This is a genomic window from Kineococcus gurbantunggutensis (assembly GCF_050871925.1).
Lineage (GTDB): Bacteria > Actinomycetota > Actinomycetes > Actinomycetales > Kineococcaceae > Kineococcus.
This window is the reverse complement of record NZ_JBJLSG010000015.1, coordinates 20,876-44,446: the sequence shown is the minus strand read 5'-3', so window position 1 is coordinate 44,446 and position 23,571 is coordinate 20,876. Positions and strand designations below refer to the sequence as shown.

General features: G+C 69.5%; 22 protein-coding genes and 1 pseudogene. 14 read left to right on the top strand and 9 right to left on the bottom strand.

Features of this window, described 5'->3' with window-relative positions:
* The first annotated feature begins 12 nt into the window (after window positions 1-12).
* From ACRYR7_RS04670 to ACRYR7_RS04630, 9 genes are all read left to right on the top strand, one after another.
* Window positions 13-342, top strand: a complete 330-nt coding sequence (locus ACRYR7_RS04670) for a hypothetical protein (protein WP_432570900.1) — start codon at window positions 13-15, stop codon at window positions 340-342.
* 37 nt (window positions 343-379) lie between these two features.
* On the top strand, window positions 380-799 hold the full coding sequence (locus ACRYR7_RS04665; protein WP_432570899.1) for a TadE family protein: 420 nt from the start codon (window positions 380-382) through the stop codon (window positions 797-799).
* Between the two features lie 144 nt (window positions 800-943).
* Window positions 944-1,342: a TadE/TadG family type IV pilus assembly protein gene (locus ACRYR7_RS04660; RefSeq protein WP_432570898.1), complete on the top strand. Its 399-nt coding sequence runs from the start codon at window positions 944-946 to the stop codon at window positions 1,340-1,342.
* A 2-nt stretch (window positions 1,343-1,344) separates the two neighbouring features.
* Window positions 1,345-1,845, top strand: coding sequence for a hypothetical protein (locus ACRYR7_RS04655; RefSeq protein ID WP_432570897.1), 501 nt, complete (start codon window positions 1,345-1,347; stop codon window positions 1,843-1,845).
* Entirely contained in the window at window positions 1,842-5,450 is a 3,609-nt protein-coding gene (locus ACRYR7_RS04650; RefSeq protein WP_432570896.1) for a LysM peptidoglycan-binding domain-containing protein, read from the top strand. The genes ACRYR7_RS04655 and ACRYR7_RS04650 overlap by 4 nt, the downstream gene beginning before the upstream one ends.
* 200 nt (window positions 5,451-5,650) lie before the next feature.
* A complete protein-coding gene (locus tag ACRYR7_RS04645) occupies window positions 5,651-6,205 on the top strand; it encodes a hypothetical protein (protein ID WP_432570895.1) in 555 nt (184 codons plus the stop codon).
* Window positions 6,206-6,414: 209 nt separating this feature from the next.
* A complete protein-coding gene (locus ACRYR7_RS04640) occupies window positions 6,415-7,083 on the top strand; it encodes an ATP/GTP-binding protein (protein ID WP_432570894.1) in 669 nt (222 codons plus the stop codon).
* A 40-nt stretch (window positions 7,084-7,123) separates the two neighbouring features.
* On the top strand, window positions 7,124-7,765 hold the full coding sequence (locus ACRYR7_RS04635) for a prepilin peptidase (RefSeq protein WP_432570893.1): 642 nt from the start codon (window positions 7,124-7,126) through the stop codon (window positions 7,763-7,765).
* Complete coding sequence (locus ACRYR7_RS04630) at window positions 7,762-8,577, top strand: ABC transporter ATP-binding protein (RefSeq protein ID WP_432570892.1); 816 nt, start codon at window positions 7,762-7,764, stop codon at window positions 8,575-8,577. Before ACRYR7_RS04635 ends, ACRYR7_RS04630 begins: the two co-directional genes overlap by 4 nt.
* Before the next feature lie 455 nt (window positions 8,578-9,032).
* Here ACRYR7_RS04630 and ACRYR7_RS04625 read toward each other — a convergent pair whose 3' ends face one another.
* From ACRYR7_RS04625 to ACRYR7_RS04615, 3 genes are all read right to left on the bottom strand, one after another.
* Window positions 9,033-9,995, bottom strand: a complete 963-nt coding sequence (locus ACRYR7_RS04625) for a cold-shock protein (RefSeq protein WP_432570891.1) — start codon at window positions 9,993-9,995, stop codon at window positions 9,033-9,035.
* Window positions 9,996-10,214: 219 nt separating this feature from the next.
* A complete protein-coding gene (locus tag ACRYR7_RS04620) occupies window positions 10,215-10,769 on the bottom strand; it encodes a hypothetical protein (RefSeq protein ID WP_432570890.1) in 555 nt (184 codons plus the stop codon).
* A 142-nt stretch (window positions 10,770-10,911) separates the two neighbouring features.
* A complete protein-coding gene (locus ACRYR7_RS04615) occupies window positions 10,912-11,115 on the bottom strand; it encodes a hypothetical protein (protein ID WP_432570889.1) in 204 nt (67 codons plus the stop codon).
* Between the two features lie 602 nt (window positions 11,116-11,717).
* On the opposite strand from ACRYR7_RS04615, the gene ACRYR7_RS04610 reads away from it, so the two are divergent.
* A complete protein-coding gene (locus ACRYR7_RS04610) occupies window positions 11,718-12,191 on the top strand; it encodes a hypothetical protein (RefSeq protein WP_432570888.1) in 474 nt (157 codons plus the stop codon).
* 1,248 nt (window positions 12,192-13,439) lie between these two features.
* The gene (locus ACRYR7_RS04605; protein ID WP_432570887.1) at window positions 13,440-13,796 is read left to right on the top strand and encodes a transposase family protein; all 357 of its coding nucleotides are present in this window, start codon (window positions 13,440-13,442) and stop codon (window positions 13,794-13,796) included.
* Between the two features lie 96 nt (window positions 13,797-13,892).
* On the opposite strand, the gene ACRYR7_RS04600 is transcribed toward ACRYR7_RS04605, so the two are convergent.
* From ACRYR7_RS04600 to ACRYR7_RS04585, 4 genes are all read right to left on the bottom strand, one after another.
* Window positions 13,893-14,225: a hypothetical protein gene (locus ACRYR7_RS04600; RefSeq protein WP_432570886.1), complete on the bottom strand. Its 333-nt coding sequence runs from the start codon at window positions 14,223-14,225 to the stop codon at window positions 13,893-13,895.
* A 52-nt stretch (window positions 14,226-14,277) separates the two neighbouring features.
* Window positions 14,278-15,057: a hypothetical protein gene (locus tag ACRYR7_RS04595; RefSeq protein ID WP_432570885.1), complete on the bottom strand. Its 780-nt coding sequence runs from the start codon at window positions 15,055-15,057 to the stop codon at window positions 14,278-14,280.
* Between the two features lies 1 nt (window position 15,058).
* Window positions 15,059-15,844: a hypothetical protein gene (locus ACRYR7_RS04590; protein ID WP_432570884.1), complete on the bottom strand. Its 786-nt coding sequence runs from the start codon at window positions 15,842-15,844 to the stop codon at window positions 15,059-15,061.
* A gap of 451 nt (window positions 15,845-16,295) precedes the next feature.
* Window positions 16,296-19,580, bottom strand: coding sequence for a hypothetical protein (locus ACRYR7_RS04585; protein ID WP_432570883.1), 3,285 nt, complete (start codon window positions 19,578-19,580; stop codon window positions 16,296-16,298).
* Window positions 19,581-20,216: 636 nt separating this feature from the next.
* Between ACRYR7_RS04585 and ACRYR7_RS04580 the strand changes: the two are divergent.
* Window positions 20,217-21,074, top strand: a pseudogene (locus ACRYR7_RS04580) (transposase family protein).
* Window positions 21,075-21,317: 243 nt separating this feature from the next.
* Here ACRYR7_RS04580 and ACRYR7_RS04575 read toward each other — a convergent pair.
* Window positions 21,318-21,650: a hypothetical protein gene (locus tag ACRYR7_RS04575; protein ID WP_432570882.1), complete on the bottom strand. Its 333-nt coding sequence runs from the start codon at window positions 21,648-21,650 to the stop codon at window positions 21,318-21,320.
* Window positions 21,651-22,092: 442 nt separating this feature from the next.
* On the opposite strand from ACRYR7_RS04575, the gene ACRYR7_RS04570 reads away from it, so the two are divergent.
* Window positions 22,093-22,425: a DUF6985 domain-containing protein gene (locus ACRYR7_RS04570; RefSeq protein ID WP_432570881.1), complete on the top strand. Its 333-nt coding sequence runs from the start codon at window positions 22,093-22,095 to the stop codon at window positions 22,423-22,425.
* On the opposite strand, the gene ACRYR7_RS04565 is transcribed toward ACRYR7_RS04570, so the two are convergent.
* Window positions 22,308-22,715, bottom strand: coding sequence for a winged helix-turn-helix transcriptional regulator (locus tag ACRYR7_RS04565; RefSeq protein WP_432570880.1), 408 nt, complete (start codon window positions 22,713-22,715; stop codon window positions 22,308-22,310). The genes ACRYR7_RS04570 and ACRYR7_RS04565 overlap by 118 nt on opposite strands.
* A 77-nt stretch (window positions 22,716-22,792) precedes the next feature.
* Between ACRYR7_RS04565 and ACRYR7_RS04560 the strand changes: the two genes are divergently transcribed.
* Window positions 22,793-23,296: a nuclear transport factor 2 family protein gene (locus tag ACRYR7_RS04560; RefSeq protein WP_432570879.1), complete on the top strand. Its 504-nt coding sequence runs from the start codon at window positions 22,793-22,795 to the stop codon at window positions 23,294-23,296.
* The last annotated feature ends 275 nt before the right edge of the window (window positions 23,297-23,571 follow it).

Sequence of the window (23,571 nt, the reverse complement as noted above, 5' to 3'; positions counted from 1 at the left end):
GACCCCGACCCCATGACCAGCCCCACGACGAACCCCGCGACCAGCCCCACGACGTCCATGGAGGAGCTCGACATGACCACGACCAAGACCGCTCAGCCGATCGCCAAGCGCGTGCGCGCGAGTCTCCTGCGCGATCAGCAGGTGCTGGCTGCCCTCCTGCTCTTCAGCGCCCTCACCGGCTCCTCGCGAGGCAAGCACCTGCAGGAGCAGCAGGAGGACCGCGAAGCGGGTGTGACGACGCTGGAGATCGCGGTCATCGCGCTGGGGTTGTTCCTGCTCGCCGGCGTCGTCGTCGCGGCCATCACCGCGGCCGTCAACAACAACCTCGGCCAGATCGGCTGAGTCGACGATGAGGAGGGCTGCTCGACACCGCTTCCACGTGGCGGCACCCGCTGCCGCCGCTGGGGCCCGGTGCGCTGCGGATGAGGACGAGGTCGACGGCGGCGTTGCCACGCTCGAGATCAGCATCCTCATGAGTGCAGTCCTCCTCGTCGTCTTCGCCCTCATTCAGGGCGGTTTCTGGTACCACGCCCGCACGCTCGCTCTGGGAGCCGCCGAGGAGGCCGTGCGCGCCGAGCGCTACGACGGCTCGGGAGGGGGAGGTGCTCAGGTGGCCATGGACTTCATCACCCGTGTCGGTGGCGACCGCGTGCTGCAGGCCCCGGGCGTCAACGTCCAACGCAGCCCTCTGCAGGTCAGCGTCACGGTCACTGGCCGCTCCATGCAGTTGGTTCCCGGCTTGACCATCGAGGTCAGCCAGAGCGCAGCGGGCCCCGTTGAACGCTTCACCAGCTCCTGAACCAGTTGCCGCCGAACGACACGAAGGAGCAGTGAGCCGATGGCCCGCCGCACCGCCCTCCGCGCGCTCCGAAGCCTGCCGTCCGCGCGGTCACGTTCGACGGGCTGCCAGGCACGCGAGGCCCGCGAGGAGCGTGAGCGTGGCATGGCCACCGTGGAACTGGCCATCGTCGCCGTCGGCCTGCTCCTGCTGCTGTCCCTGCTCGCCGCGGCAGGGCGCGTCTCGCAGGCACAGGGCGCGGTGAACCAGGCCGCCGCCGACGCCGCACGCCAGGCCTCGCTGGCTCGCAGCGCCGCAGCCGCCGCCACCAGCGCGCGCAGCGGTGCCCTGAGCACGCTGGCCCGGCAAGGACTGCGGTGCACAGGCGCCCAGGTGAGCATCGACACCGCCGCCTTCACCACCGCGGTGGGAACCGACGCCAACGTCTCAGCCACCGTCACCTGCCCCGTGGCCCTGGGTGACATCGCCCTGCCCGGGTTGCCGGGCACCAAGGTCGTCACCGCTACCTGGGTCTCCCCGCTCGACACCATCCGGGAGCGCTGACCGTGACGTTCACCGAGCCCGATGCTCAGCCGGCCGTTCTCACCGAAGGCGGGTCCGGCGACGGCACCCGCCGCGGCAGTCGGGTTGAGCGCGCCGACGAGGGAAACCTGTCACTGTTCGTGGCCGTCATCGCCGTGGCCCTGCTCGCTGTCATCGGGCTGGCCTACGACGGTGCGGCCAAGGTGCAGGCCACCCAGCAAGCCGACCTGGCGGCCGCGGAAGCCGCACGAGCAGCGGGGCAGGAGCTGAACGTCGGCACAGCGATCCTGACCAGCGGACGGTCCACCCCCATCGACCCAGCCGCCGCAGCGGCCGCGGCGAACCGCTACCTCGCCGCGGCGGGGATGAACGGATCCGCCGCTGTCACGGGGGAAACCGTCACTGTGACAACGAGGGTGCAGTGGACGCCCGTGCTGCTGACCATGGTCGGAGTCGGGCCACAAGCAGTCGAAGGCCACGCCACTGCCCGGGCCGCGAACGGCATCACCGAGGAGACGCCATGACCCAGCTGCGAGGCGTCCCGGTGACCGCGCCCGCACCGGCAACCCGACGGGGCGTCTACACGCGCGCGCTCCTGGCTGCGGTGGCAGTTGTCCTGCTGGTGGTCGGTGCGCCCGTCGCGCTGGTGGTGTTCGCGGGCAACCCGCTGCCCGAGGACGTGTCCTGGACGGCGATGCAACGGGTCCTCAGCGAGCCGGACATCGACGGCGGTGTCTTCCTCCAGACCCTCGCCGTCGTCGGCTGGCTGGGATGGGCGAGCCTGTTCATCTCCATCGTCGTCGAGGTCATCGCCTTCACCAGGCACCGGCCCGCGCCTCGACTGGGCGCGGCCTTCAGCGTGCAGCAGCAGTTCGCCGCAGGCCTCATCGGAGCCATCACGCTGCTCTTCCTCGCGCCGGCCAGCGTCGCGGCGGCCGCCGCCCCCAGTGCTGCGGGCGCAGCACGTGCGCAGTCCTCGGTCAGCGTCGCGCCGGTCCAAGCGTCCACGCCGACCACCGCGGGCACGAGCTCGGCAACTTCCACGGCACGCACGCCCAAGGCAGAACCCGTCCTCTACACGGTGCAGCCTGGCGACAGCCTGTGGTCGGTGGCGGAGGCGCACTTGGGTGACGGCAACCGGTACAGCGAGCTTGCCGCGCTGAACAGCACCCGCGTGCAACCCGACGGCGACCACCTCGACGACAGCCACTGGCTGCGCCCTGGTTGGGTCCTCGAGCTGCCGGCCGACGCGGGCGCCAAGGTCGCCCCGGCCGGTGGCTCCAGAGTCGTGGCGGCGGGGGAGAGCTTGTGGTCGATCGCCGACGAGATGGCCGGGCCCGGCGCGAGCGACCAGGAGGTCGCTGACCTCGCCGAGCAGATTGTCGAGCACTCCCGCGGCCTCCAGCAGCCCGGTGGAGCGCGCCTGCAGGACCCCAACGTGATCTTGCCCGGGTGGACGCTCGCGGCCGCCGACACCACCGCCGACACCACCGCCGACACCACCGCCGTCACGCCGGCGGCGCCTGCTCCGGCGGCGCCTGCTCCGGCGGCGCCTGCTCCGGCGGCGCCTGCTCCGGCTGCGCCTGCTCCGGCTGCGCCTGCTCCGGCTGCGCCTGCTCCGGCGGCGCCTGCGCCCTCGAGCGCGGCGCCCTCCAGCGCATCCACCACCACTCCGCAGCCTTCGAGCTCCACGGCCGCGAACGCGCCAGGATCGCCGGCAGCACCGCAAGCAACCGCCTCGGCTCCAGCACCCACCGCGGGAGCAACGACGTCGGCGCCTGTGACGGCAGCCAGCGGCGCCGCGTCCACGACCGACCCGGCCGAGGAGGCCGCCTGGCCCCTTCGCACCGTCGGCGGAGTCGGTGCCCTCCTGGCGGCCGGTGTGCTGAGCTTGCTGGCAGCACGGCGAGCACGTCAGCAGCGTCGCCGCCGACCGGGCCAGCGCATCGCCATGCCCAGCCCGCAGGACGAGATCACCGAGCTCGAGCTGCGCGCCGTGGAGAACCCGCACGCCGTGCAGCAGGTCGACACCGCGCTGCGCGGGCTGTCGCTGTGGCTGCACGAGAACGACAGGCCGCTGCCGGCGCTGAACCTCGCACGCCTGGCCGCGGACCGCTTCCAGCTGCACCTGGCCGAGCCCACGCAGCTGCCGGCGCCGTGGAGGGCCACGGGGGACCCCACGGTCTGGGCGCTGGCGTGCGACCCGGAGGACCTCGACGCGCTCTACGTGCCGCAGCGCAGCGACGGCACGGCCGTGGACGCGGACCTGGTGGCCCAGGTGCCCGCGCCCTACCCGAGCCTCGTCGTCATCGGCCAGGACCTCGAGGGCACCCACGTCCTGCTCGACCTCGAGCAGCTGGTCGCCATCAGCATCAACGGGGACGCCAGGCGCAGCGAGCAGGTCCTGCGAGCGCTCGCGCTCGAGCTGGCCACCAGCACGTGGGCTGACGACCTGCGCGTGACCCTGGTCGACTGCTGCGAGGAGCTCCCGGAGGCGTTGGGGTCGCTGCGGGTGCGGCACCTGCGCGATGTCGAGGAGCTGCTGCGGGACCTGGAAGGGCACAGCCGCTCCACCGCGCAGCTGTTGCAGCGCGAGGGCGTTAAGGACGTGGCGCAGGCTCGCGGTCAGCACGTGGCCACCGAGGCCGCGGCACCGGAGATCGTGCTGCTGGCCACGCCGATCAGCGACGAGCAGCGCGACCGACTCGACCGGGTGCTGGGCGAGCACCCGCGCTTGGGCATCGCAGCCGTCACCGCCGGTGCCGCTGCCGACATCGACAGCTGGACGCTGACGCTCGACGACACGGAGTTCAATCTCGACCCCGCGGCGGGTGAGGCGAGCGAGGAGGTGAGCAGCGAGATCGAAGGCTCCGGCACTGCGACGCTGGAGGAGCTGTCGCTGCGCATCGTGCCCCAGCGCATCGACGACGCCGAGTACGCCAGCATCCTCAACCTGCTGCGCGCCACCACGGCCAGCTCCACGGACGAAGAGGTCGACGCGATGCCGGCCGAGCGCCACGTGGACGACCTTCCCCCCGTCATCGTGCTGCCCCGCGCGGACTTCTACAGCGACCTTCCGCACGCCAGCATCGACCTGCGCGACACTCCTGCCCACGCCGGCGCATCACCCACCGGCCACGAGGCAGCAGCGACCGCACCACTGCCTGCCGGCACCGAGCAGGACGTCGAGCAGGACGTCCTCGGTGACGTCACTGCCCACGGCCAGGAGGTCACGGAGCCCACCCAGAGGCAGCAGGAAGCCGGGACGACGCACCTAGCCGACGCTGACCCCGCGAGCGCTGACCCCGCGAGCGCTGACCCCGCGAGCGCGGCGCTTGCCCCGGCCAGTGATCTCGGTGAGAACACGTCCAGTGCCACGGTGCAGCGTCTGCACCCGCCGCTGCTGCGGGTGCTGGGCACCGTCGACGTCATCAACACCCACGGCCAGGTGCCCGACGACCGCGGCAGGCTGGGTCGAGGACTCGAACTGGCGATCCTGCTGGCCTTCTTCCCCGGCTTGGACCACCGGGGCGTGGACGCCAAGCTCTCCCCGAACAGGCCCATCGCCACCGCCACTCGCAACAAGTGGTCCTGGGCCATCCGCAAGCTGCTGGGAACGGATGAGAACGGCGACGACTACATCCCCAAGTTCTCCGCGTCGACCGGCTTCCGCTACCACCTGCACCCGGCGGTGCGCACCGACTGGCACGTCTTCAGCGAGCTCGCCGCCGACCGCTCCACCGCCTCGAAGGTCAAGGCCCTGCGCCTGGTGCGCGGCGCGCCGTTCAGCGGCATCGACCCGCGCCGCTACACCTGGTCCGAGGGCCTGCACCAGGAGATCGTCAGCACCATCGTCGACGTCGCCTTCGAGGTGGCCGAGCGGGCCTTGGCCTCCGGTAACCCCGAGCTCGCCCGTGAGGCATCTGCCATCGGGCGCCTGGCCGAGCCGGGCTCGCAGGTCCTGTGGCGCGCGACGCTGCGCGCGGACTACCTGCTCGGCGAGCTCGACGCGCTCGCCGAGCACGCCGAGCGCCTCAGCGAGAGCAACGACGACGACCTGGAGCCCGAGACGACCCAGCTGCTCGGCGAGCTCCTTCAGGGATCCGCAGCCCGCGCGAGCGCCCAGTGACGCGCACCCTCAGACGCACAGGGAGAGGATCGATCGAGATGGACACCACCACCCAGCGTCAGCAGACTCGGGACCACCCGTTAGAGGAGCTGCGCACCATGGCACTGAGCAACGAGACCGACTCTCAGCAGGGCACCCCCGGCCCGACCGTCAAGCGGTCGGGTCGTCGTGGCCTTCTCTGGGCTGTCGCGGCGCTCGCGGTGCTGCTCCTCGTGGCCGTGGTCGGCTTCCTCGTCACCGGCCGCGACCAAGAGCCCACGGTGGCCCCGAGCGCTGCCGCCACCGTGGACGCGGTCGCCAGCCAGGCCGCGATGGACGCCTCCTGGCAGGCCACGCAGGATTACTACGCCGCCTTCGACCGCGCCTCGCAGGCCGCCAGCCTCGAGGGCATCGACATGGCGGCCGCGGCGTGGCCCGCGGAGGTCGACTCGACGGCCCAGTGGACCCAGACACTAGCCAGCGCTGGGCAGCACCAGACCGGTACCAGGGCGGCTTCTCTGGTGTCGCAGCAGTTCGTGCCGTCCAAGGACCCGGCCACCGCCGCCGACCCGGCCTACGGGCAGGTCGTGCAGCAGGTCTGCCTGGACACCAGCGGTGTGGACCTCATCGACAACGCCACCGGGCAGAGCGTGCGCGCCCCGGCTCCGGGCAAGACCGAGATCATCACGCGGTCCCCGGCCACGGTCACCGTCGAGCGCACCGGTGGCGTCTGGAAGGTGCGCAGCGAGGACGTCGACTACGAGACGACGTGCTGACCCGGGCGCGACAGGCACTGGCCGCCGCCTCGCTCGCCTTGACGACGGGGCTCGCGCTCGCCCCCGCCGGTCACGCCGCTGCTCCCGCCAGCGGCGGCGTGAACTGCGGCAGTGGGACTTGCGTGGTCGTGGTCAGCACTCCCGGCAACGCCGGCTCCTCCAGGTCGAGTACCGGCACTGGCACCGGGGGACGCAAGACCACCCAGCCGGTGCGGCAGCGCAAGCTGCCGACCATCCCCGACGACCCGACCGGGCAGCGGGTGCGCACGGTGGAGTGCTCCACGGTGCCGGGGTACTCGTGCCTGATCGCCGATGACGGCACCGACTTCTTCACCGGCTTGCCCTACACCCCGCCGGCTGCGGCTGCGCCCGGCGCCGCTCCTGCACCGGTGGTCATCGACCCGGCGCAGGTGGCCGCGCTGGCCGTGGCGCGCCTGCAGATCCAGGCCCCGGACGTGCAGCTGGTGCCCAAGCCCGAGCCCGGCGGGTTCGGCTTCATCGGCCTGCCGGTATGGCTGTGGACCCCGCAGGCGCAGTGGCAGCCCATCAGCGCCACCGCCTCCATCGCCGGGGTGACGGTGACCGCCACCGCGCAGCTGTCCCGCATCGACTTCGACATGGGCGACGGCGCGGTGGTGCGCTGCGAGAGCCCGGGGCTGCCGTACCAGGCGTCCTTCGGTGACCGTGACTCGCCGACCTGCGGGCACCGCTACAGCAAGACCTCCGCGCACGAGCCGAACCAGGAGTACACGATCACGGCGAGGGCCAACTACGACGTCACCTGGGCCGGCGCCGCCACCGGCTCGACGACGTTAGACGCGACTTCGGACACGGCGCTGGCCATGGGCGAGCGCCAGATCCTCGTCACCGTCGGCTGACACCCACTGACTCATCACCGACCTGCCACCCTGGAGCAGCGTGACGATCACCGCCGTGATGAGCGCTGCGAGCAGCACCGCGGTGCTCGCCGGTCTGCTCGCGGGCCTGCTGGGGGCCGTGGCGGCCAGCTTCTGCGCCTTGGTGGCCGCCCGCCTGCCCGCTGGCCTGTCGCTGGCTGAGCCCTCGCACTGCGACAGCTGCCAGCGCCGGCTGCGCCCGCTCGAACTCGTACCGGTCGCCAGCTGGCTGCTGCTGCGCGGGCGCTGTCGCAGCTGCCGCGCGGCGGTGCCCGCGCGCTACGTCCTGGCCGAGGTCGCCTGCGCCGCCGTATGGGCGGCGCTCGGCTGCTTGCTGCCCGGCGGGGCGGTGCTGGCCGCGGCCCTGCTGGCCACCTGGCTGGTCCTGCTCGCCCTGCTCGTGGGCATCGAGCACTCCACCGGCGTCTTGGTGCGCTCGCGGCCGCCGGCGCAGCTGCTGGTAGCTGTGCTGCCGGCGGCTGGGGTCGTGGCACTGCTGCAGTCACTGCTCGCCCAGCTGCACGTGCAGCTGGGGCTGGCCCTGGCGTGGGCCCTGCCCGGCATCGGGGCCCTGCTGCTCGGTGCCCTGCTGTCCACCCGGCCGACCGAGCCTGCTCGCTCCAACCAGTCCACCCGGTCCACGCTCAGGAGCTTCCACCGATGATCGAAGTCGCAGGCCTGCGCAAGGTCTACCGCGCTGCCCACCGTGACGTCGTCGCCGTGGACGAGCTCACCTTCAGGGTGCGCCCGGGCGCGGTCACCGGCTTCCTCGGCCCCAACGGCGCCGGCAAGTCCACCACCATGCGGATGATCGCCGGCCTGGAGGCGCCCAGCGCCGGGCACGCCCTCGTCGCCGGCCGGCCCTTCACCGAGCACCCCCAGCCGATGTCGGCGCTGGGAGTGCTTCTGGAGGCCAAGGCCATGCACCCCGGACGCACCGCGCGCCGGCACCTGCAGGTCCTGGCCGCCACCAACGGCCTGCCGGCCCGCCAGGTCGACACGGTCCTCGAGCTCGTCGGACTGGCCGACGCCGCCGAGCGCCGCGTCGGCGGGTTCTCCATGGGCATGGGCCAGCGCCTGGGCCTGGCCGCGGCGCTGCTGGGAGATCCAGCCGGCGTGATGCTCGACGAGCCCCTCAACGGCCTGGACCCCGACGGCATCGTGTGGATGCGTGAGCTGCTGCAGCAGATGGCTGCCCAGGGCCGCACCGTCTTCCTCTCCTCGCACCTGATGAGCGAGATGGCCCTGACCGCCGACCACCTCATCGTCGTCGCCGGCGGTCGGCTGCTGGCCGACGAGAGCATGAGCGACTTCCTCGCACGCACCCCCAGCGGCGTGCGCGTCGCCTCCCCGCAAGCTGCGCAGCTGCGCGAGGTGCTCGAGCAGCTCGTGGTACAGCGGCAGGCAGTGGGTCACCCCGCACGACTCACCGCCGGACCGCCCGCATCAGCCGGGGCCCTGATCGTTCAGGGGTGACCGCAGTGGAGATCGGGCGGGCGGCCCAAGATGGGAACGTCGTCCTCAGCGAGCTCGTGACGGTGCAACCGTCCCTCGAGGAAGCGTTCATGAAGATGACCGCCGCGAGCTTCCGAATGGCGCCTCGTCGCTGAGATCAGGCAGCGAAGTCTGCCTCCTAGATCAGCGGCCAGACGCAGACATCACAGCGTTCGAGCCTGGTGACCGAAAGTCACCGCTAGGGTCGGGGAGTGGCCAAGCATCCACTCCAAGATGCGCTCGATGAGCTGCCGTCCCACATCCTCGATGCTCAACGCCTCTACGGCTTGACCTCCGGGATGCTCGTAAAACTCCGTGATGAGCGCATCGCGTCGGGCAGGAAACCGAGCGGTGCACCACCTGGTGTTCACAAGACGTGCGCGACGACCTTGTCACCATGACCACGGCGCAGTTCCTCGCGAGTGAAGTAGGAAGCCTCAGAGACGCTCCACGCGATCGGCTTGCGGGCCCCGGTCGCTCTGACGCACTGAGTACCGGACTCGGTCGCCCTGCTGCAGCGGTTCCGATCCTGCGACCACGGACACGTGGACGAACAGGTCGTCACCTCCGGCGTCCGGGGTGATGAACCCGAATCCGCGGTCGCCGTCGTAACGTGCAACGACGCCCTCACCGGCGCGTGCAGGCACGCCCCGTGACCCCGGCTCCCTCCTGCCGGTGTGTGCCGGCCCGGCCGGTGCCGGCTGTCGCGGTGGCGGTGCGGGCTCGGCCCCTCGGACGAGCTGCACGTCGCTGGCCTGCGGGCCCTTGTCGCCGCTGACCACCGCGTACGCCACGCGGTCGCCCTCGGTCAACCAGGTGAGCCCCTCGGCCAGGGATCGGGCGTGGACGAAGACGTCCCCGGCGCCGGAGTCGGGGGCGATGAAGCCGAAGCCCTTGTCCTCGTCGTACCAGGAGACGGTGCCGTCCGCCCCGTCGGCACCTCCGGCCCCGACGGGCAGGCCGGCCCCCGGCCCCAGCGGGACCACGTGCGCCGCCTGCGGGCCGCGCTCGCCTTCGACGACGACGAAGGCCACCCGCTGCCCCTCGGTGACCACGCCACCCGTGACGATGGCAGAGCTGTGCACGAAGATGTCGGGGCCTCCGCCGTCCGGCGAGGCGAACCCGTACCCCTTGGCCGGCTCGTACCAGTTGACCGTGCCGAGCAGGCCCACGGCGCCACCGGCGGTCGCCTCGGAGGTGACACGGACGCGCAGCGCCTGGGGACCGCGGTCGTTCTCGCCGGCCTCGAACTCGACGGTCTGGCCCTCGCGGAGCACCCTCGGCCCTCCGTCCTCCACAATCGAGGAGGCGTGCACGAACACGTCCGGTGAGCCGTCCTCGGGCGCGAGGAAGCCGAACCCCCGTTCAACGTCGAACCAGCGGACGGTCGCGTGCGGCATGGGAAGCTCCAGGTCGGAAGGGCGGACAATGCTCCCAGTCTCGCTGACGGCGTCGTGTCCGGGACCACCGGGACCGGCCACGGGTCAGCCCACGGTCAGGGCGTCGCAGGCGCCAGGAGGCGCGTGGCGGTCGCGAACGACCCGGACGCCGCCTCGTCCACGCCCACCCGCGAGCGCACCTCGTCCGGGACCACCCGTCACGGGCACAGTGAGCTTTTGTCAGTAGCGGTCGGCAGCTACTGACAAGACCTCAGTCTGTTCGTCAGCATCACTGGAAAGCGCCAGGCCGCGGCGCAGCATCGCCCGTCGCACGTCCACGCGCAGCACGTGCCAGCGCTTGCTGCTGTCCTGGCGTCCGCGCAGGTGCTCGGGGTGTCCGGCGGGCAGCTGGGTGCGCTTGGCCACCGCCTGGCGGGTGATCTGGAGCATCGCCGCGGCCTCCTTGATGGTGACCGTCGGCTCCGGCGCACTCTCGCCTGGTGCGTCGTTCCAGCCTTCGCGAGCGAGGAACTCCTCCTCGGTCATGGCGTGCACGGCCACCGTCGTCGCGGGTGCGCCGGCGTGCGCGGCGGCCTGCTCGACGACGCTGACGGCGATCTGGGTGGCCTGCACCAGGCCGGTGGCGGGCAGGCTGATGCGTGCGCTGATCAGCTGCTGCTCGTTGCTGAGCGCGGGGTGGAAGCCGGCGAGGTGCTCCAGCAGCTGGTCGGCCAGCTCGTCGCTGAGGCGAGCGGCCGGCAGGTCCAGCTGGACCTGCACGTTGAAGGCGGTCATGGCAGTGCTTCCTCTCTGTGATCTCGAGTGCTGCTCGGGGTGCTGGTCTGCTGGGTGCTGTGTGGTGGTGAAGTACGCGGAGCCGGCGGCATGATGGTCGGGGTGGCCGGGCCCACTTCGACTGGGCCCGGCCACTCCACCCTCAGCGCCCTGCTGGCCCTTGGAAGCCCGCCCGGCGCAGCGCCGCTAGCGCGTTGCGCCGCGAGCGCCAGTCGCTGGTGGTTCCGGCCAGCACCGTCACCCACTGACCGTCCTTGCTGATGCGCAGGTGACCGTTCTTGGTGGGGGTGACGGTGAAGCCTTGCGCCTCGGCCGTCTTGACGAGCTTCCTCGTGTCCTTGTCCATGTCCACCTCCCCTCGGTATGCAACCATCATAGCGTTAGAGGTTGCACTTTGACAACCAGGCGGAGCCGAGTGGATCGGGTGACTGGCGGCGCCCACGTCCGTGCCGCTGCCGCGTTGCGCGAGTGAGGTGCCTACGGCGCTCGAAGGACTGAAGCCGGCGAGCCGTCCGCCGGGGGTGTTGAGCAAGGATGTGCTAGGGGAGTGCGCGAGCCTGCGCGGCGCTCCGCATCGCTGGCGAGGCTGCGGCTGGTGCGGCGTTGGTCTTCGCCCGTCGTCGCGGCCGGCGCGGCCCAAGTGGCAGCGATCATGCGCGCATCGTCCTGCGCCCCGGGGCCGCCGGCGCACGATGTCGCCCGGCGCGGGCCGGTGTGCTGGCGCGCCCGCTGCAACCTTCGGGACTGTCTTGCGAATCATCAAGTGACAACTTCACGCTCGTGTCAAGGTGTGAGCCAGCTCAGCATTCACGGCAAGGTCGTCACCTCCTCGACGCAAGACGCCCGGGTGAGACCCGATGCCGTGAACGGAGGATCTCAGAAGGCAAGTAACCGCCTTCTTCAGCAAGGCGGGCTGGCTGGCTGCGAATGTGCCCTACAGTGACCGCCGTGCAACTCGGCACGGTCCTCGCCACCGTCATCGGTGCCCTGGTGGGACTTCTCGTCACCTTGCTCACCAATGCGACCAAGTGGTACTTGGATAGAGGGGATCGATGGGAGGGTTACAAGAAAGAGGCGTTTACTGATTGCCTCGCTGCCTTCAATGTGACTCAGCAAGAGATCTTCGCGCTTGCGGTTGACGACAACCTACTCGCCATGGAAGGCCAGCGCGGTGAGAAGGTGCGGGCTGCCTTCGCCGGCAATGGCCTCCTCAAGAGTTACGAATTGGTTCTCTTGCTGGGCGAGGACGATGTCGGCGCCGCCGCCGAGACAGCTTTCCAGCGACTTCGTGGGTTGCGCGACAAGGTGGCAGAGGGTCGAGGCGACAATGATCCAAAACACAAGGAGATGTCGATTGAGTACGCCGAAGCGCTGTCGAAACTCAGAAAATCCATGCGGAAAGAATTGCGCAAGAGGCGTTGAGCAGCGTTAGCTGCGTGTTACACCAACCCGCAAGTCAACCTATCCCAGACGCGGCCGGCCGCTACTGGCAAAGGTTCACTGAGCCCGGATCCACGCTGAGGTGGTGTCACTAGGTTACGGAGTTACGATAAATAACCTTGATTTCTGAAAACTTTGTACTGTATGCGAGCGTGAGTTAGTGCAATCGGCACGAGTACGCCGCAAAGCACGTTTGCAGCCCAACCCATCTTGAACGTCCCAGGTATGAGCGCAATATCGATAGCAACAAAAGCCCAGACTGCCTCACGTATGGTTGCCGATCGCCGTGCTACCCATTGATTCTGGGGCAGAAACGTTGGTTTTGTGAGCCAGGAAACCTTACCATCTTTCATCCGCTGAGCATGTTTCGTGCGCCGCATATCGACGTGCGCCGCATATAGCAGCGCGGGAGACTTACTCAGTGACCAAAGGTACAAGCAGAATGCCAATGTGGTCAGCAAGGAAACTTGCAGCGCTAGGGCAATATCCGCGTCGAGGGTCCATCCTGTTCGAGCAGTGAATCGTTCAGCTGAGGTAGCGACAAAATTCCCAAGTTTTGATAAAGGAACTAGTAGGGCAAGGCCCATCACAACTGCGAAGATACCCCAAGATTGGTGTCCATATGCTCTTAGTAGGTGAAAAATTAGAGCCAAGTAGGCGAGCTGCGCTATAGAAAAAATGACGGCGTAAGTAGGCAGGACAGGCAAATCTGGTCGTAAGGTGGCGTTAAGAATTACAAGCCCCACCACAAAGAGCCAAATAAAGTGATGGTCACATATGTATGCAATATATACCCGAAGCCACGAAAAGAACACCCTATTTTCCCTTTCATCCACGTGTGTGGTGACTACTCTGGCAGATCTGCCCAGCTACCGTGGGTGAACGAACGAAGATCGCATCCGACGTAGCTGAGGTAGTCGGCTGTTCTCGGGTGTTCGGACACGGACGCACCAGACGCACCGTGCGCTCGTCGCGGGCGGCGTGCGCGATGCAGGTGTCTGGCAAGATGCTGTGATTGAGCGCACCACCCGGCATGGCTTTCGCTCTATGAGCCTTTGTCAGTAGCGGTTCTCCATCTGGCTCAGGACGAGGGCCGCGGCCACGACCGCAGCGGCCGGCGAGACCGGTGGTACTCCGGAAAGCACCGCCAGCACGGCGGTCTGGTGCAGGTCGTGACAGATCCTGACGGGCGGCCGCGGGGGTACCTCCCACGCGGAGCGTGGGGGCGGGGTGTTCCCGGTCGAGCCCGGCTGCACCCATGACCTAACCGCAGCGTGCATCCATGCTCTGCCGCTCCTGTATGTCGCCGCTGGCCATGGCGTCCCCACCTTGGCCGACAAGGCCTACACCGGTGCCGGAGCCGGCATCCGGGTTCCCGTTCGCCGCCCCGCTGGTGGGCAGGTGCTCGACCGCAGCACGAGGGGTTGGAACTCCTACGTCAACGCCGAACGCGCCTTCGTCGAGCACGGCATCGCCCACCTGAAGACCCGCTGGCGAGCCCTGCGCCACGTCAGCCTGTGCCCGTGGCGGATCAGCGCGATCGTCGCCGCGGCCTTGGTCCTGAGCCGGCTAGAAAACCGCTACTGACAAAGGTTCAATGTCCTACACCAACCAGCCCCTCATGCCTCCTGGCGCACCCATCGGTTGCATGCTTACGTCGGTATCGCTCGCTGCTGAGCGGCCTCAGGACATCAGTGATCTCGCTCCGGTCAGTTGCGCGATGGCGTCCTGGTCCTCCACTAGCACCCAGCCACGATCCTGCACATCGTTCTCGTCCTCGCGGCCGACCGTCTCCGCGGCCCACCAGCGGTGGGTGTCCAGCACGAGCTGCACGAGCGGCTGGTAGTCCGCGCCCACTAGCGGGTGCTGCCCGCTCGGCTGCTCGGCCGGGGCAGCCCCGGCGTAGCCGGCCACAGCCTGCCACAGCGACCACAGCGACCACAGCGGCTCGAGTGCCTGCGCGTGGTACTTGGCCGCCAGCCGCTCTAGCCAGGCCGGCGGTGGAGCATCACGCATCAGTTGCCCTTCGTGGAGCGGGTGGCGCGCTCGTCGCGGTGCGCCGAACCGTTCAGTAGATGGTCAGGTCGACACCGACGATGTCGCGGTCGTTGGGGTAGAAGTCGGCGTAGCGCGCTTGGATCTCCTCGTTGAGCCAGGCGAACGGGTCCTGACCCTCGGCGCGTGAGCGTGCCAGCGCCGCGGAGACGGCGTAGCCGCCCTTGTCGCCGACGGTCACGGCCCGCCCGTCCGTCAGGTGCACGGTGAAGCGCACGTTCTTGCGCCCGGCGCGCTGCCCGCGCGCGGCTGCGCGCAGCCAGGCGGCCACCTGCTGGCGGCCGGCTTCACGGTCCCGCCCGCGCTGCGGGACGCGCACGGAGTGCTGGCGCGCGCCGCCGGGCAGGTAGGTCGTGGACTGCGGCGGCACGGCGGGCGTGGTCGGCTGCGCCGTACCGGTGCCCGGCTGGCCGGTGCGCCGGCGCCGTCCGGTGGGGCCCGCTCCCGCGGCCGGCGGTGGTGCGGCCGGTGCAGGGGCCTGCTCCGCTGGCCGGACGGTGGTTGTGGTGGCGCCGCGGGGCGCTCGCACGGGCACCACTTGACCGGTGCGGTCGCGCCGGCGCGCCGGGCGGGTGGTGGCGCGCCCGGTGTCGACGAGCTCGGTCAGGGTCGTGCGGTAGGCCTCGCCGCTGGTCTCCCCGCGCACGATCTTGCGGACCATGCGGGGGGAGCGGTTCAGCTCGTGGGCGATCTCGGCGATGGACATCCCGTAGGCGCGCAGGTCGGCGACCAGGTCGACGGGGCTGCGCGAGCTCGACGACGAGGAGGCCGGCGTGCTCGGGGTGCGAGCCACCTCAGTTGTCCTCGTCCTGCTCGTCGCCCGCTGCGCCGACGTGCTCGCCGGACGTGACGGCGCTCGCATCAGTGGACTCAAGATCATCGAGCTTGGCGCGCGCCGGCTTGGCGCGGTAGGACTGCGAGATCAGCTGCGAGATGCGTCCCGGCGTCAGCCCGCTCCACTGGGCCAGCAGCGTCTGGCTGAGGCCCTCGGGGTTGACCATGGTCGCTGGGTTCGCCCGGTACACCCGGCGCACCAGCTCCTTGCGCAGCTCGCGCAGCGCCCGCACCCGCTCCTCGAGCGTGATCAGCTGCGCCGCCAGCGCCGGCAGGGTGATCATCGCCTGCGGGTCGTGGGCGATGCCGCGCTCGAGGGCGCGCTCGCGCACCTGCTCGGGGCTGGCCGAGCTCAGCCAGGGGCCCTGCACGTGAAGCGCCTGCCGCCGGCGCACCATCCACGAGGGCCGGGAGATCTGCAGGTACCGGTTGGCCAAGGGAGCGGCGCCGTCGTAGAAGGCCACGGAGAACGCGGCGGCGTGCGCGCGCTTAGAGGCCTGCTCGAGCTCGCTCTCGGTCTCGGTGAGCAGGTCGCGCACCCGCTGCAGCTTCTCGCTGTCGGGCTCGGAGGTGTGGGTGGCCAGGACGTCGCGTGCCTCCTGCTCGGCGCGAGCGCGCAGTTGCGCACGCTCGGCCACCGGGGTCGTGCCTGCAGGAGTGCTGGCGGCGCTCTCGGTGGCGCTGCCGGCGCTGCTCGTGCGCGCCGGCGCCCGGGAGGTGGCGGGGGTGTTGCCGCTTCGGCTCATGGGAATGACCGCTCCCTAGGTGATCGGGCTCGTGCGGGGCGGGCTGGGGCAGGTGCGCGCCGGCGCGAGCGGGCCCGAGGGCGTGCTCGTGATGGTGAGGCGGGGCGCCGGTGCGGTCGTCGCTGGGGACATCGGGCTCTCCTTCGGTGTCGTCGTGTCGATCCGCCCGATCGCTGTTCGGGCGAGAATTAACCCTAGCATGTTAACGCTCTGCGTGCGGGAACTTGCGGAGGTGTCGTGTCGGTGGGTCCTGCTTGACTCCAGCGTTGCCCCGATCCCGGTCTCGACGGCTGCCTCGACGAGTGCCTCGGCGGGCGCCGAAGCTCGCACGGACGGTCCGTGGGGTGCGTGCGAGTGGACTGCCCCCGCAACTGCGAGCACGCAGAAAGCCGTGCCCGGAAGCTGGAGTCTGCCGTATGATCCGGTGACAGTAACGTGCCTCATCTTCTGGCTACCGCGCGGTGTGTGCAGCAGGTCCTATAGCGCTGAGATCTGGGGTGCGCTGGCCCAGTGAGTGGCGCACGCTGTGCCGGAGGTCGCGGGCCAGTGCTTCGCGGGTGCTGCTCAGCAGTGCGCGTGTGCGGTCGTCGGCGTCGGTAGTGCCTTCGGCCAGGGCTCGCCGGACGCGGTGGTCGTGGTCGTTAACCAGTCGTGTCAGCACGTTGGCGTGGCGGTGCGGGTTTCGCAGCGCCAGCAGCGCGGCGAGCTGGCGAACGAGCGGGTGCGTGCTGGTGGCCAGCGCTTCGAGGTCTAGGACGTCGGTGAGGTGCGCGGGCAGCGTGTTGAGGACGCCGGCTGCGGGGGCGACCTCGGAGGGGTCCTGGCTGTGCAGCATCTGCACGGCGCGCTCGCGGACCCAGGTGAGCTGTGCGGGGTGCTCGGCGGCGGCGTGGGCCAGGCGCAGGCCGGCCCCGCGCAGCGAGGCGCTGCCCATACTGATCTTGAAGGTGCTCAGGGGGTGCGGGGTGCCGGTCGTGTCGTCCCAGGCGCTGCCGTCGCGCTCACCGAGGGCGAATGGTCGTGCCGCCTCGAAGGTGCGGGTACGCACCTGCGAAGGTTGGGGCCGCACCAGGTTGGTGCAGCCGATGAGGGCATCGCGCCTGTTCGCTGCGGCTTCTCGGCGCTCGCCGGCCACGGCGAGCAGCTTGTCCAGGCACGCCAGGGCCTGCGGTGCGGGCAGCAGGCGAACCAGGTAGGACTGGTCCACCACGCGCGAGCCGTACCCGACGCTGTTCGGGCTGGGGTCTGGGCGCGAGAGGATCGCCTCGTGCGCTGCCAGGGCCTGCTGGTGCACCAGCGGGTGCTCGGGGGCGATGGCGGCCAGCGCGACCTCGGCGCGGAAGCGCCCCTGTTCGACCATGGTCACCAGGCGCGCGCGCAGAGCCTGCTTGTGCTCCTCGGACAGGTGGCCGTGCCTCGTCGAGGCAGCGGCGCTGTCGTCGGTGTACGCGGCCAACAGCTGCTCGACCTGGTGACCGGCGAGCGCGTTCTGGGCGCTCTGCACGTCCTGCTCGGCGAGGTCGATCAGGCGGCTCACCGCCTCGAACGTCAGGTTCGGGTGAGCGGCGGCGACGGCGAGGCAGGCGCCGACGTGCTGCTCGTCGGTGTAGCGGTAGCGGTGCGCGGGCCGGGGAACGTCGGGAGCCAACAGCTCGAAGAGCGCGCGGGCCTGCTGCTCGCTGCCGCGGCCGGCGAACTCGCAGGCGCCCCGTTGTACCTGCAGGGACAGCGCCGACATCGGTGAGTCCGTCAGCTCTCCGGCCCGACCCAGCCGCGCCAGGCGCAGCAGCTCCTGCATCAGGTGCGAGGCGCCGTCGTCGTCCAGCAGGTCGCTTTGTGCGCAGACCTGCGCGGCTTGCGTCTGCACGACCCACCACGGCTGCTCCTGCCACGAGGTGGTCGGCAGGAGCCGGTCGCCGACCTGCCCGGCCAAGGCCACAGCCTTTTTCGTGGCCCCCACGCGTTGGTACAGCAGGGCCGCCAGCTCGGGTTCTTCGTTGTCGGCGTACAGGTCGGCGAGCATCTCGGCTGCTTCGTTCTCATCGGCCCAGGCCCCGGTGATGCAGGCGTCGATGAGCCAGCGCCTGCTGGAGAGCACCGCTTCGATGGGGCGCTTGGCCACCACGGCGGACATGGCCGCCTCGCGGGGCTCGCGGGAGCGATCCAGCAGGCGCTGGGAGCCGGTGGAGCGCACCGCCTGCGCCAGACGGTGCTCGTCGTCGAGGTCCTCGGTGATGGGCCCGTAGCTGAGGTTGAGGCTGCGCAGCGCATACAGCCAGTCGGCGGCCTCCTCGGACATCCCCACGTGGATGCCCTTCTCGATCGCATCGCGCCAAGCCTCGGAGGCCTGCTCGATGTGGCCCTGCAGCGCGCACCGCCGCGCCTCACGGGCGCTGATCCAGGCCACTGACTTCGCGTCCACCCGGTGCTGGCGGGCCTGGCGCCTGAGGTTGGCACGCGCGCCGTCGTCGTACTCGGCCCGTACCAGCTGCAGCCGCAGCCGCAGCTCACCGGCGGGTCCCTCCTCGGCGAGGCGCTCGATGGCGGCCGTGATGAGCGCATCGATGCCGGGCAGGTGCTCGGGTGAGGTGGCGAACAGGTCCTCGGCCAGCAGCAGCACCAGCGCCGGGTGGTAGGCGGGCTCCTCCACGCCTTCAGCGCCCTCAACGGTCGGCAGCGCCGCCAGGAGCGCCTCCGGTGTCCCGGTGGGGCGCGTGGTGTCACGAACGGCCGCAGCGAGCAGCTGCACCTGCCGCCGCTGGCCCGGTGATGCGGCATCGCCGACGGCGGCACCATCGACCGGGTTGTTGATCAGGTGCTCCAGGGCGCGGGCCTCCTCGCGCCGGCCTCGCAGCAGCGCCGTCACGATGAGCTCACCGGCCAGGGCGAGTGCATGCTCGCTCATGCCCGCGGCGATCAGCGCGTCCAGCTGGCGCCGGCGCAGCACGGAGGCGTGCCCGTGGAAGTTCGCATCGACCAAGCGCTGGGCCACCTGCCCGAACAGGTCAGCGGATCGGCCGGGATCCTCATCGCGCACCGCTTCGGCCTGGCGCAGCATCGGCCTGACGTCCTCGGCGTTGAGGGGACCGATCAGGATCTGTTCGGCCTGCTGCTGCCGGTCCAGGGCGGGAGCGGGCACTCCCGGGCGCGGGGCATCAGTGCTGAAGCGCTCAGCGGTCTCCGGGCTCCAGAAGCGGGCCACCACGTTGGCCAGCCCGCGCAGGTGCTCGTTGAGCTGCTCGCTGCCCCACAGGTCCAGGTCGAGGCCGGGATGCTCGTCCCGCAAGGCATCCAGCGTGTCCGCCAGCTGCGTGCTTTGAGTGGCCGCGGAGGTGGCCACGATGAAGGTCCGCGCGTCGAACGGCCGCTTGCCCGTGGCGAACAGCTCCACCGCGGCCCGCAGCTCGGCTGGCGTCAGGACCTGGTACTCCTTGCACTGCACGACGACGTGGGAGCCGTCGGGGGCGCGCCCGGCCAGGTCGATGCCGTGCTGGGCCTGTCCTTGGGTGCCGTAGCGGCGGAAGCGGACCCCGCGCACCCCCAGCACGTCGCGGCAGATGGCCAGCAGGAGCTTCTCGAAGCGGTCCCAGCCCATGCGCAGGTCGAGGTCCTCGCCCGCTGGCTGCCGAGCAGGGCCACTGGGCCGGACAGCAGCGCTCAGGCTCGCATCGCGCTCCACTGGTGCCCACGCGTCACGGGCGGCCGGCAGCGGCTGGCTGGGGGTGTCCTGGCTCACGGGCGTCAGTGTGGCGGGCACCTGCGACACCTGGTGCTCCAACTCACCGCTGGCGTACTGGCTAGCTGGCACGAGCGGCACGACGGAGCCGCTCACGACGGGACTGCTCGCGCGCCGTCGAGGACTGCTCACTCGTGCTGGTGCTATCACTTCCGTACACAGGCGCATCGGCGCCTTCGCTTGAACTTTTTGCTGTGTTACCGCAGCGTGTTGCGGTCCTCGGTGGACGAAGGGCCAGCAGCTTTGCGCTGGAAGTTGTGGAAGGTCTCTGCCTGCTCTCATTGCCTCGCTTTGCGCCTCGCACGAGAAGAGACGAGGTTCCTGTCCGTTTCTGTCGTCTCAACCCGGCGCATCCGCTCGCCAGGACGTCCACCTGTGAGGTGGTCGCCCAGACCGCTCGCAGCGGACTTGACCCTGCTTTGCCACGCAAGCTTGTGAAGCGACGTCGCCGTACGCTCGGCGGTAGTTATTGCAGTACGTCTCGAGGACTTTGATGGCTGCTGCTTCGGAGAGGTGCAGCCATTCACGAAGTTGAGCCTTTTCCATCCCACTGACGAGCGGGGTTGCAGCGGGCACGAGCGAAGCCCCTGGTAGGGCGGGGATTGTCGAGATCGTCCGCACCACCAGGGGCTTCGCATGCTGTCTTACCCGTCCGGCCTGCCGGAGGGGGTACCACCCGCGTGCGGGGGAGCCACCCGCGCCGTGAGCCTGCTCGCCGAAATGCTGCGTCGACGCCGCAAGCGCATGGGCTCGCCCTGGCGCCGACTCACGCCAGGCCGACAGGCGCTGCTGGTGCTGGCGCACCTGTGCAACGGTGAGCGCTACGCGGACCTGGCCGCTGGCTTCGGTGTCGGGATCGCCACGGTGCATCGGTACGGGCACGAGGCGCTGGCCGTGTTGGCGGCGATGACGTCGACCTTGCAGCAGGCGGTGTCGACGGTCGCGGCCAAGGCCTACGTCGTCCTGGACGGCACCTTGCTGCGCATCGATCGGGTAGCCATGGCCACCAAGGGCGATCGCATTTACCACTCGGGTAAGCACAAGGCGCACGGCGTCAACATCCAGACCCTGCCCGACCCGGCCGGGCGGCTGATCTAAGCCTCACCGGCGCTGCCGGGCTCGCGCCACGACATCGGCTGCGTCCGCGAGCACGGCCTGTCACCGCTCTAGCCGGCACCGAGGTGCCAGTCCTGGCTGATCGCGGTCACCAGGGCGCGGCCCGCACCTGCCCCGAGGTCCGGGTGCCGCAGCGCTCCCGCCGCAAAGACCCAGTCACCGGCACCTTCCGGCCGCTGTCGGCGAACCAGCGCGCGGTCAACCGCGCCCACGCCGCCCTGCGGGGCGCCGGGTGAGAGAGCGAGCGCCCAGCTGGGGGCACCTCCCACGCCTTGGCGTGGGGGAAAGAGCTGGCGGGTGCTGCGCAAGATCCGCTCCAGCCCCTCACGGGCGACCGACCTCGTCGCCGCTGTGCAGACTCTCATCCTTGCCGGCTGAGCCGGGATGGAAGAGGCTCACTGTCCATCCAGCTATGAGCCGAGGTTAAACGACAATGTTAAACCAGGTGGCGAGGAATCAGGTTAAATTTTAGGCACCTGGACCGCCGTCGGCCTCCAATAGGCGTAGCTGTATCTAGATTGACATGAAGGTAAGAACTGCATAAAACTCAACCGGATTTGTTTTGGCCGACATTACGCCTTGAGGGCACTAGTCGACCAATGCGGAGCCAGGCGCAAAGTGTTACATTGAATCCGTTACCCAGTAATGCTCTCGCAACCGTTCTCGCTGTTCTATACTCAAGGTTCGTGTCAGATTAAGCGTCATCTGGTACGCAATTTTGTGTGGCAAGCAACCATTTATAAGCGCTTCGATGAGGCGACCACTGGCACTTCTCAGCAGCAACTCAATCGCTTCGTTTGGTACATCAAATTCGGAGTTGGAGTTGATGACTAGGTCTACTAGCGCTGTCGTCGCCTCTGCCCCCTCACGCATGACCAACGCCTGCATAAGCAGCTTTTGCAAGTAGGGACTACTGGCGGGGTCGCTTGCCAACTTCAGCAGCGCTGGGGTCACCTCTGCATCCTTATGCCCAGCCAGTGAGCCTTTGTCAGTAGCAGCCAGCCGCTTGTCACGAAAGTTGAGCGACGGACTCCAAGGCGTCCGCTGTAGCTTCGGCCGGTGCCCGAGTTTGACCCTGGGCCTACACCCGGAACCCCTATCAGCGTGCCGGTGCCGGTGCCGGTGAGCGCGGGACGGTTGTCCCCGCTGCTGGTGGAGCTGAAAGCGCGGACGGAGCGACTGGTCGAGGAACGCGACCACGATGGCGTCATCTTCATCGAGGAGCACCTGAAGAGCTTCGAGGTGGCCGTGCGCGCCTTCCACGCTGTCGGTCCGGAGTTGCTGGCGCGGGCCACCGAGCACCGGTTATGGCGTCACCGCGGAGGAGCTCACGTCCGAGGAGCGCGCGGAGTACGGCACCCGGGAGGCCGGCGAGGACGCTGGCATCTGCACGCAGATGGCGATCACCCTGCCTCCCGTGCTGGTGCCCGATAGAACTGCTACCGAGCCGGCCCGGACCTACCTCTCCTCCGAGGGGAAGGTGTCCTGGGAGCGTGAGCACGGTCTGCAGTTGGTCGTTGAAGGCGGTGTACGCATCGGCAAGGTCGGTTCCTACAACGGGCACGTCACCCACGCCGACGCCTTGGCCGAACTCTCCCCGCTCGGGATCTTTTACCGACGAGGGCTCAGCACGTCTGTTTCTTGTTGCCGGTCCAAGTGCTCTTCAGCCCAACGCGCTAGTTCCAGTAGTGCTGGCCGGATACCCGCACCGGAAGCAGTGAGTTCGTAGCGCACCCGGATGGGGCCCTCGTCGAGCACCGTACGCGTCAGCAGGTTCAGCTCGCCCAATTCGGTCAGCCGCTCGCCAAGGATGCGGTCGCTGATGCCAGGGATGGCCCGCTTCAGATCGCTGTAGAAGACCGGTCCCTGCATCAGGGTGCTCCAGACCAAGCCGGTCCAGCGCTTGCCGAGCAGGGTCATGACCTGTGCGAGCGGCTCACTGAGGACTTCGCACGAGGTCGCGGTGGGGTCGCGGTCGGCGAACAGCTGGGTGCGCGGTCGGAGCGGCGGGGTTGACATGCTGACCTCCTGTCCTTACTTTTTGCATGTAGCGTGCAGTCTGCATGTTACTGACCTACTCAAGTAAGGATACCCCCATGAGCACCCAGACCCACCAGAGCATCGAGGACCGGCTGCAGCACCTGGAGGACCGCGCTGCAGTCATCGACGTCGTCGTCCGCTTTGCCGCGGCGATGGATGCTGCCGACTGGGGTGCCTACGCCCAGCTGTTCACCGACACCGTGCACGTGGACTTCTCGGACGCCGGTCTCCCGGTGAGCGACTTCGCCCGCGATGATTTCGTCGCCTTCGCCTCGCGCAACCTTGACACCTGGGATGCACGTCAGCACCTGAGCACCAACCACCGCGTCACCCTCAGGACTTCCACGGCCGCTGGCGCCCCAGCAGTTGATGAAACGGTAGACACCGCCGTCGTCAGCTCCTACCTCTACGCCCAGCACCACCGCGCGGATCAGCCCATTTTCCTCATGCACGGCAGCTACGAGCACCACCTGGTGCGCACCGCCGTCGGCTGGCTCATCACAGGTCTGGTTCAGCACGTCACCTGGATGGACGCCGCCCCGTCCGAGCTCGGCGCTTGAGACTCCCAGACGCAGTCTCTCCCGCTGCTTGAGTCCAGTCCATGCCTACCCAAGGCGTGCGACGAACGCCGCCGCAGGTCCGGCCGTCGTGACGGGCCCACCGGCTGGGAGAGGACGGCTGGCTGGTCACGCGACGGTCGTCGCCGGAGCAGCTAGCCGTCCGGGACGGGCCTTCGCCCTCCGGCTCGCGGCTGAGGGTGCGGCGGCCGCCGTCGCGGACATCGCTGATGGCGCTTCCGCGGCCAGGGGGATCCCGAGTACCTCACCGGCACGAT

Excerpts from the sequence above, each read along its gene's own strand:
- ACRYR7_RS04650 (WP_432570896.1), top strand. The coding sequence starts at position 1,842 with ATGACCCAGCTGCGAGGCGTCCCGGTGACCGCGCCCGCACCGGCAACC.
- ACRYR7_RS04600 (WP_432570886.1), bottom strand. The coding sequence starts at position 14,225 with ATGCGTGATGCTCCACCGCCGGCCTGGCTAGAGCGGCTGGCGGCCAAG.
- ACRYR7_RS04660 (WP_432570898.1), top strand. The coding sequence starts at position 944 with ATGGCCACCGTGGAACTGGCCATCGTCGCCGTCGGCCTGCTCCTGCTG.
- ACRYR7_RS04670 (WP_432570900.1), top strand. The coding sequence starts at position 13 with ATGACCAGCCCCACGACGAACCCCGCGACCAGCCCCACGACGTCCATG.
- ACRYR7_RS04620 (WP_432570890.1), bottom strand. The coding sequence starts at position 10,769 with ATGACCGCCTTCAACGTGCAGGTCCAGCTGGACCTGCCGGCCGCTCGC.
- ACRYR7_RS04565 (WP_432570880.1), bottom strand. The coding sequence starts at position 22,715 with ATGTCAACCCCGCCGCTCCGACCGCGCACCCAGCTGTTCGCCGACCGC.
- ACRYR7_RS04625 (WP_432570891.1), bottom strand. The coding sequence starts at position 9,995 with ATGCCGCACGCGACCGTCCGCTGGTTCGACGTTGAACGGGGGTTCGGC.
- ACRYR7_RS04560 (WP_432570879.1), top strand. The coding sequence starts at position 22,793 with ATGAGCACCCAGACCCACCAGAGCATCGAGGACCGGCTGCAGCACCTG.
- ACRYR7_RS04590 (WP_432570884.1), bottom strand. The coding sequence starts at position 15,844 with ATGAGCCGAAGCGGCAACACCCCCGCCACCTCCCGGGCGCCGGCGCGC.
- ACRYR7_RS04570 (WP_432570881.1), top strand. The coding sequence starts at position 22,093 with ATGGCGATCACCCTGCCTCCCGTGCTGGTGCCCGATAGAACTGCTACC.
- ACRYR7_RS04615 (WP_432570889.1), bottom strand. The coding sequence starts at position 11,115 with ATGGACAAGGACACGAGGAAGCTCGTCAAGACGGCCGAGGCGCAAGGC.
- ACRYR7_RS04630 (WP_432570892.1), top strand. The coding sequence starts at position 7,762 with ATGATCGAAGTCGCAGGCCTGCGCAAGGTCTACCGCGCTGCCCACCGT.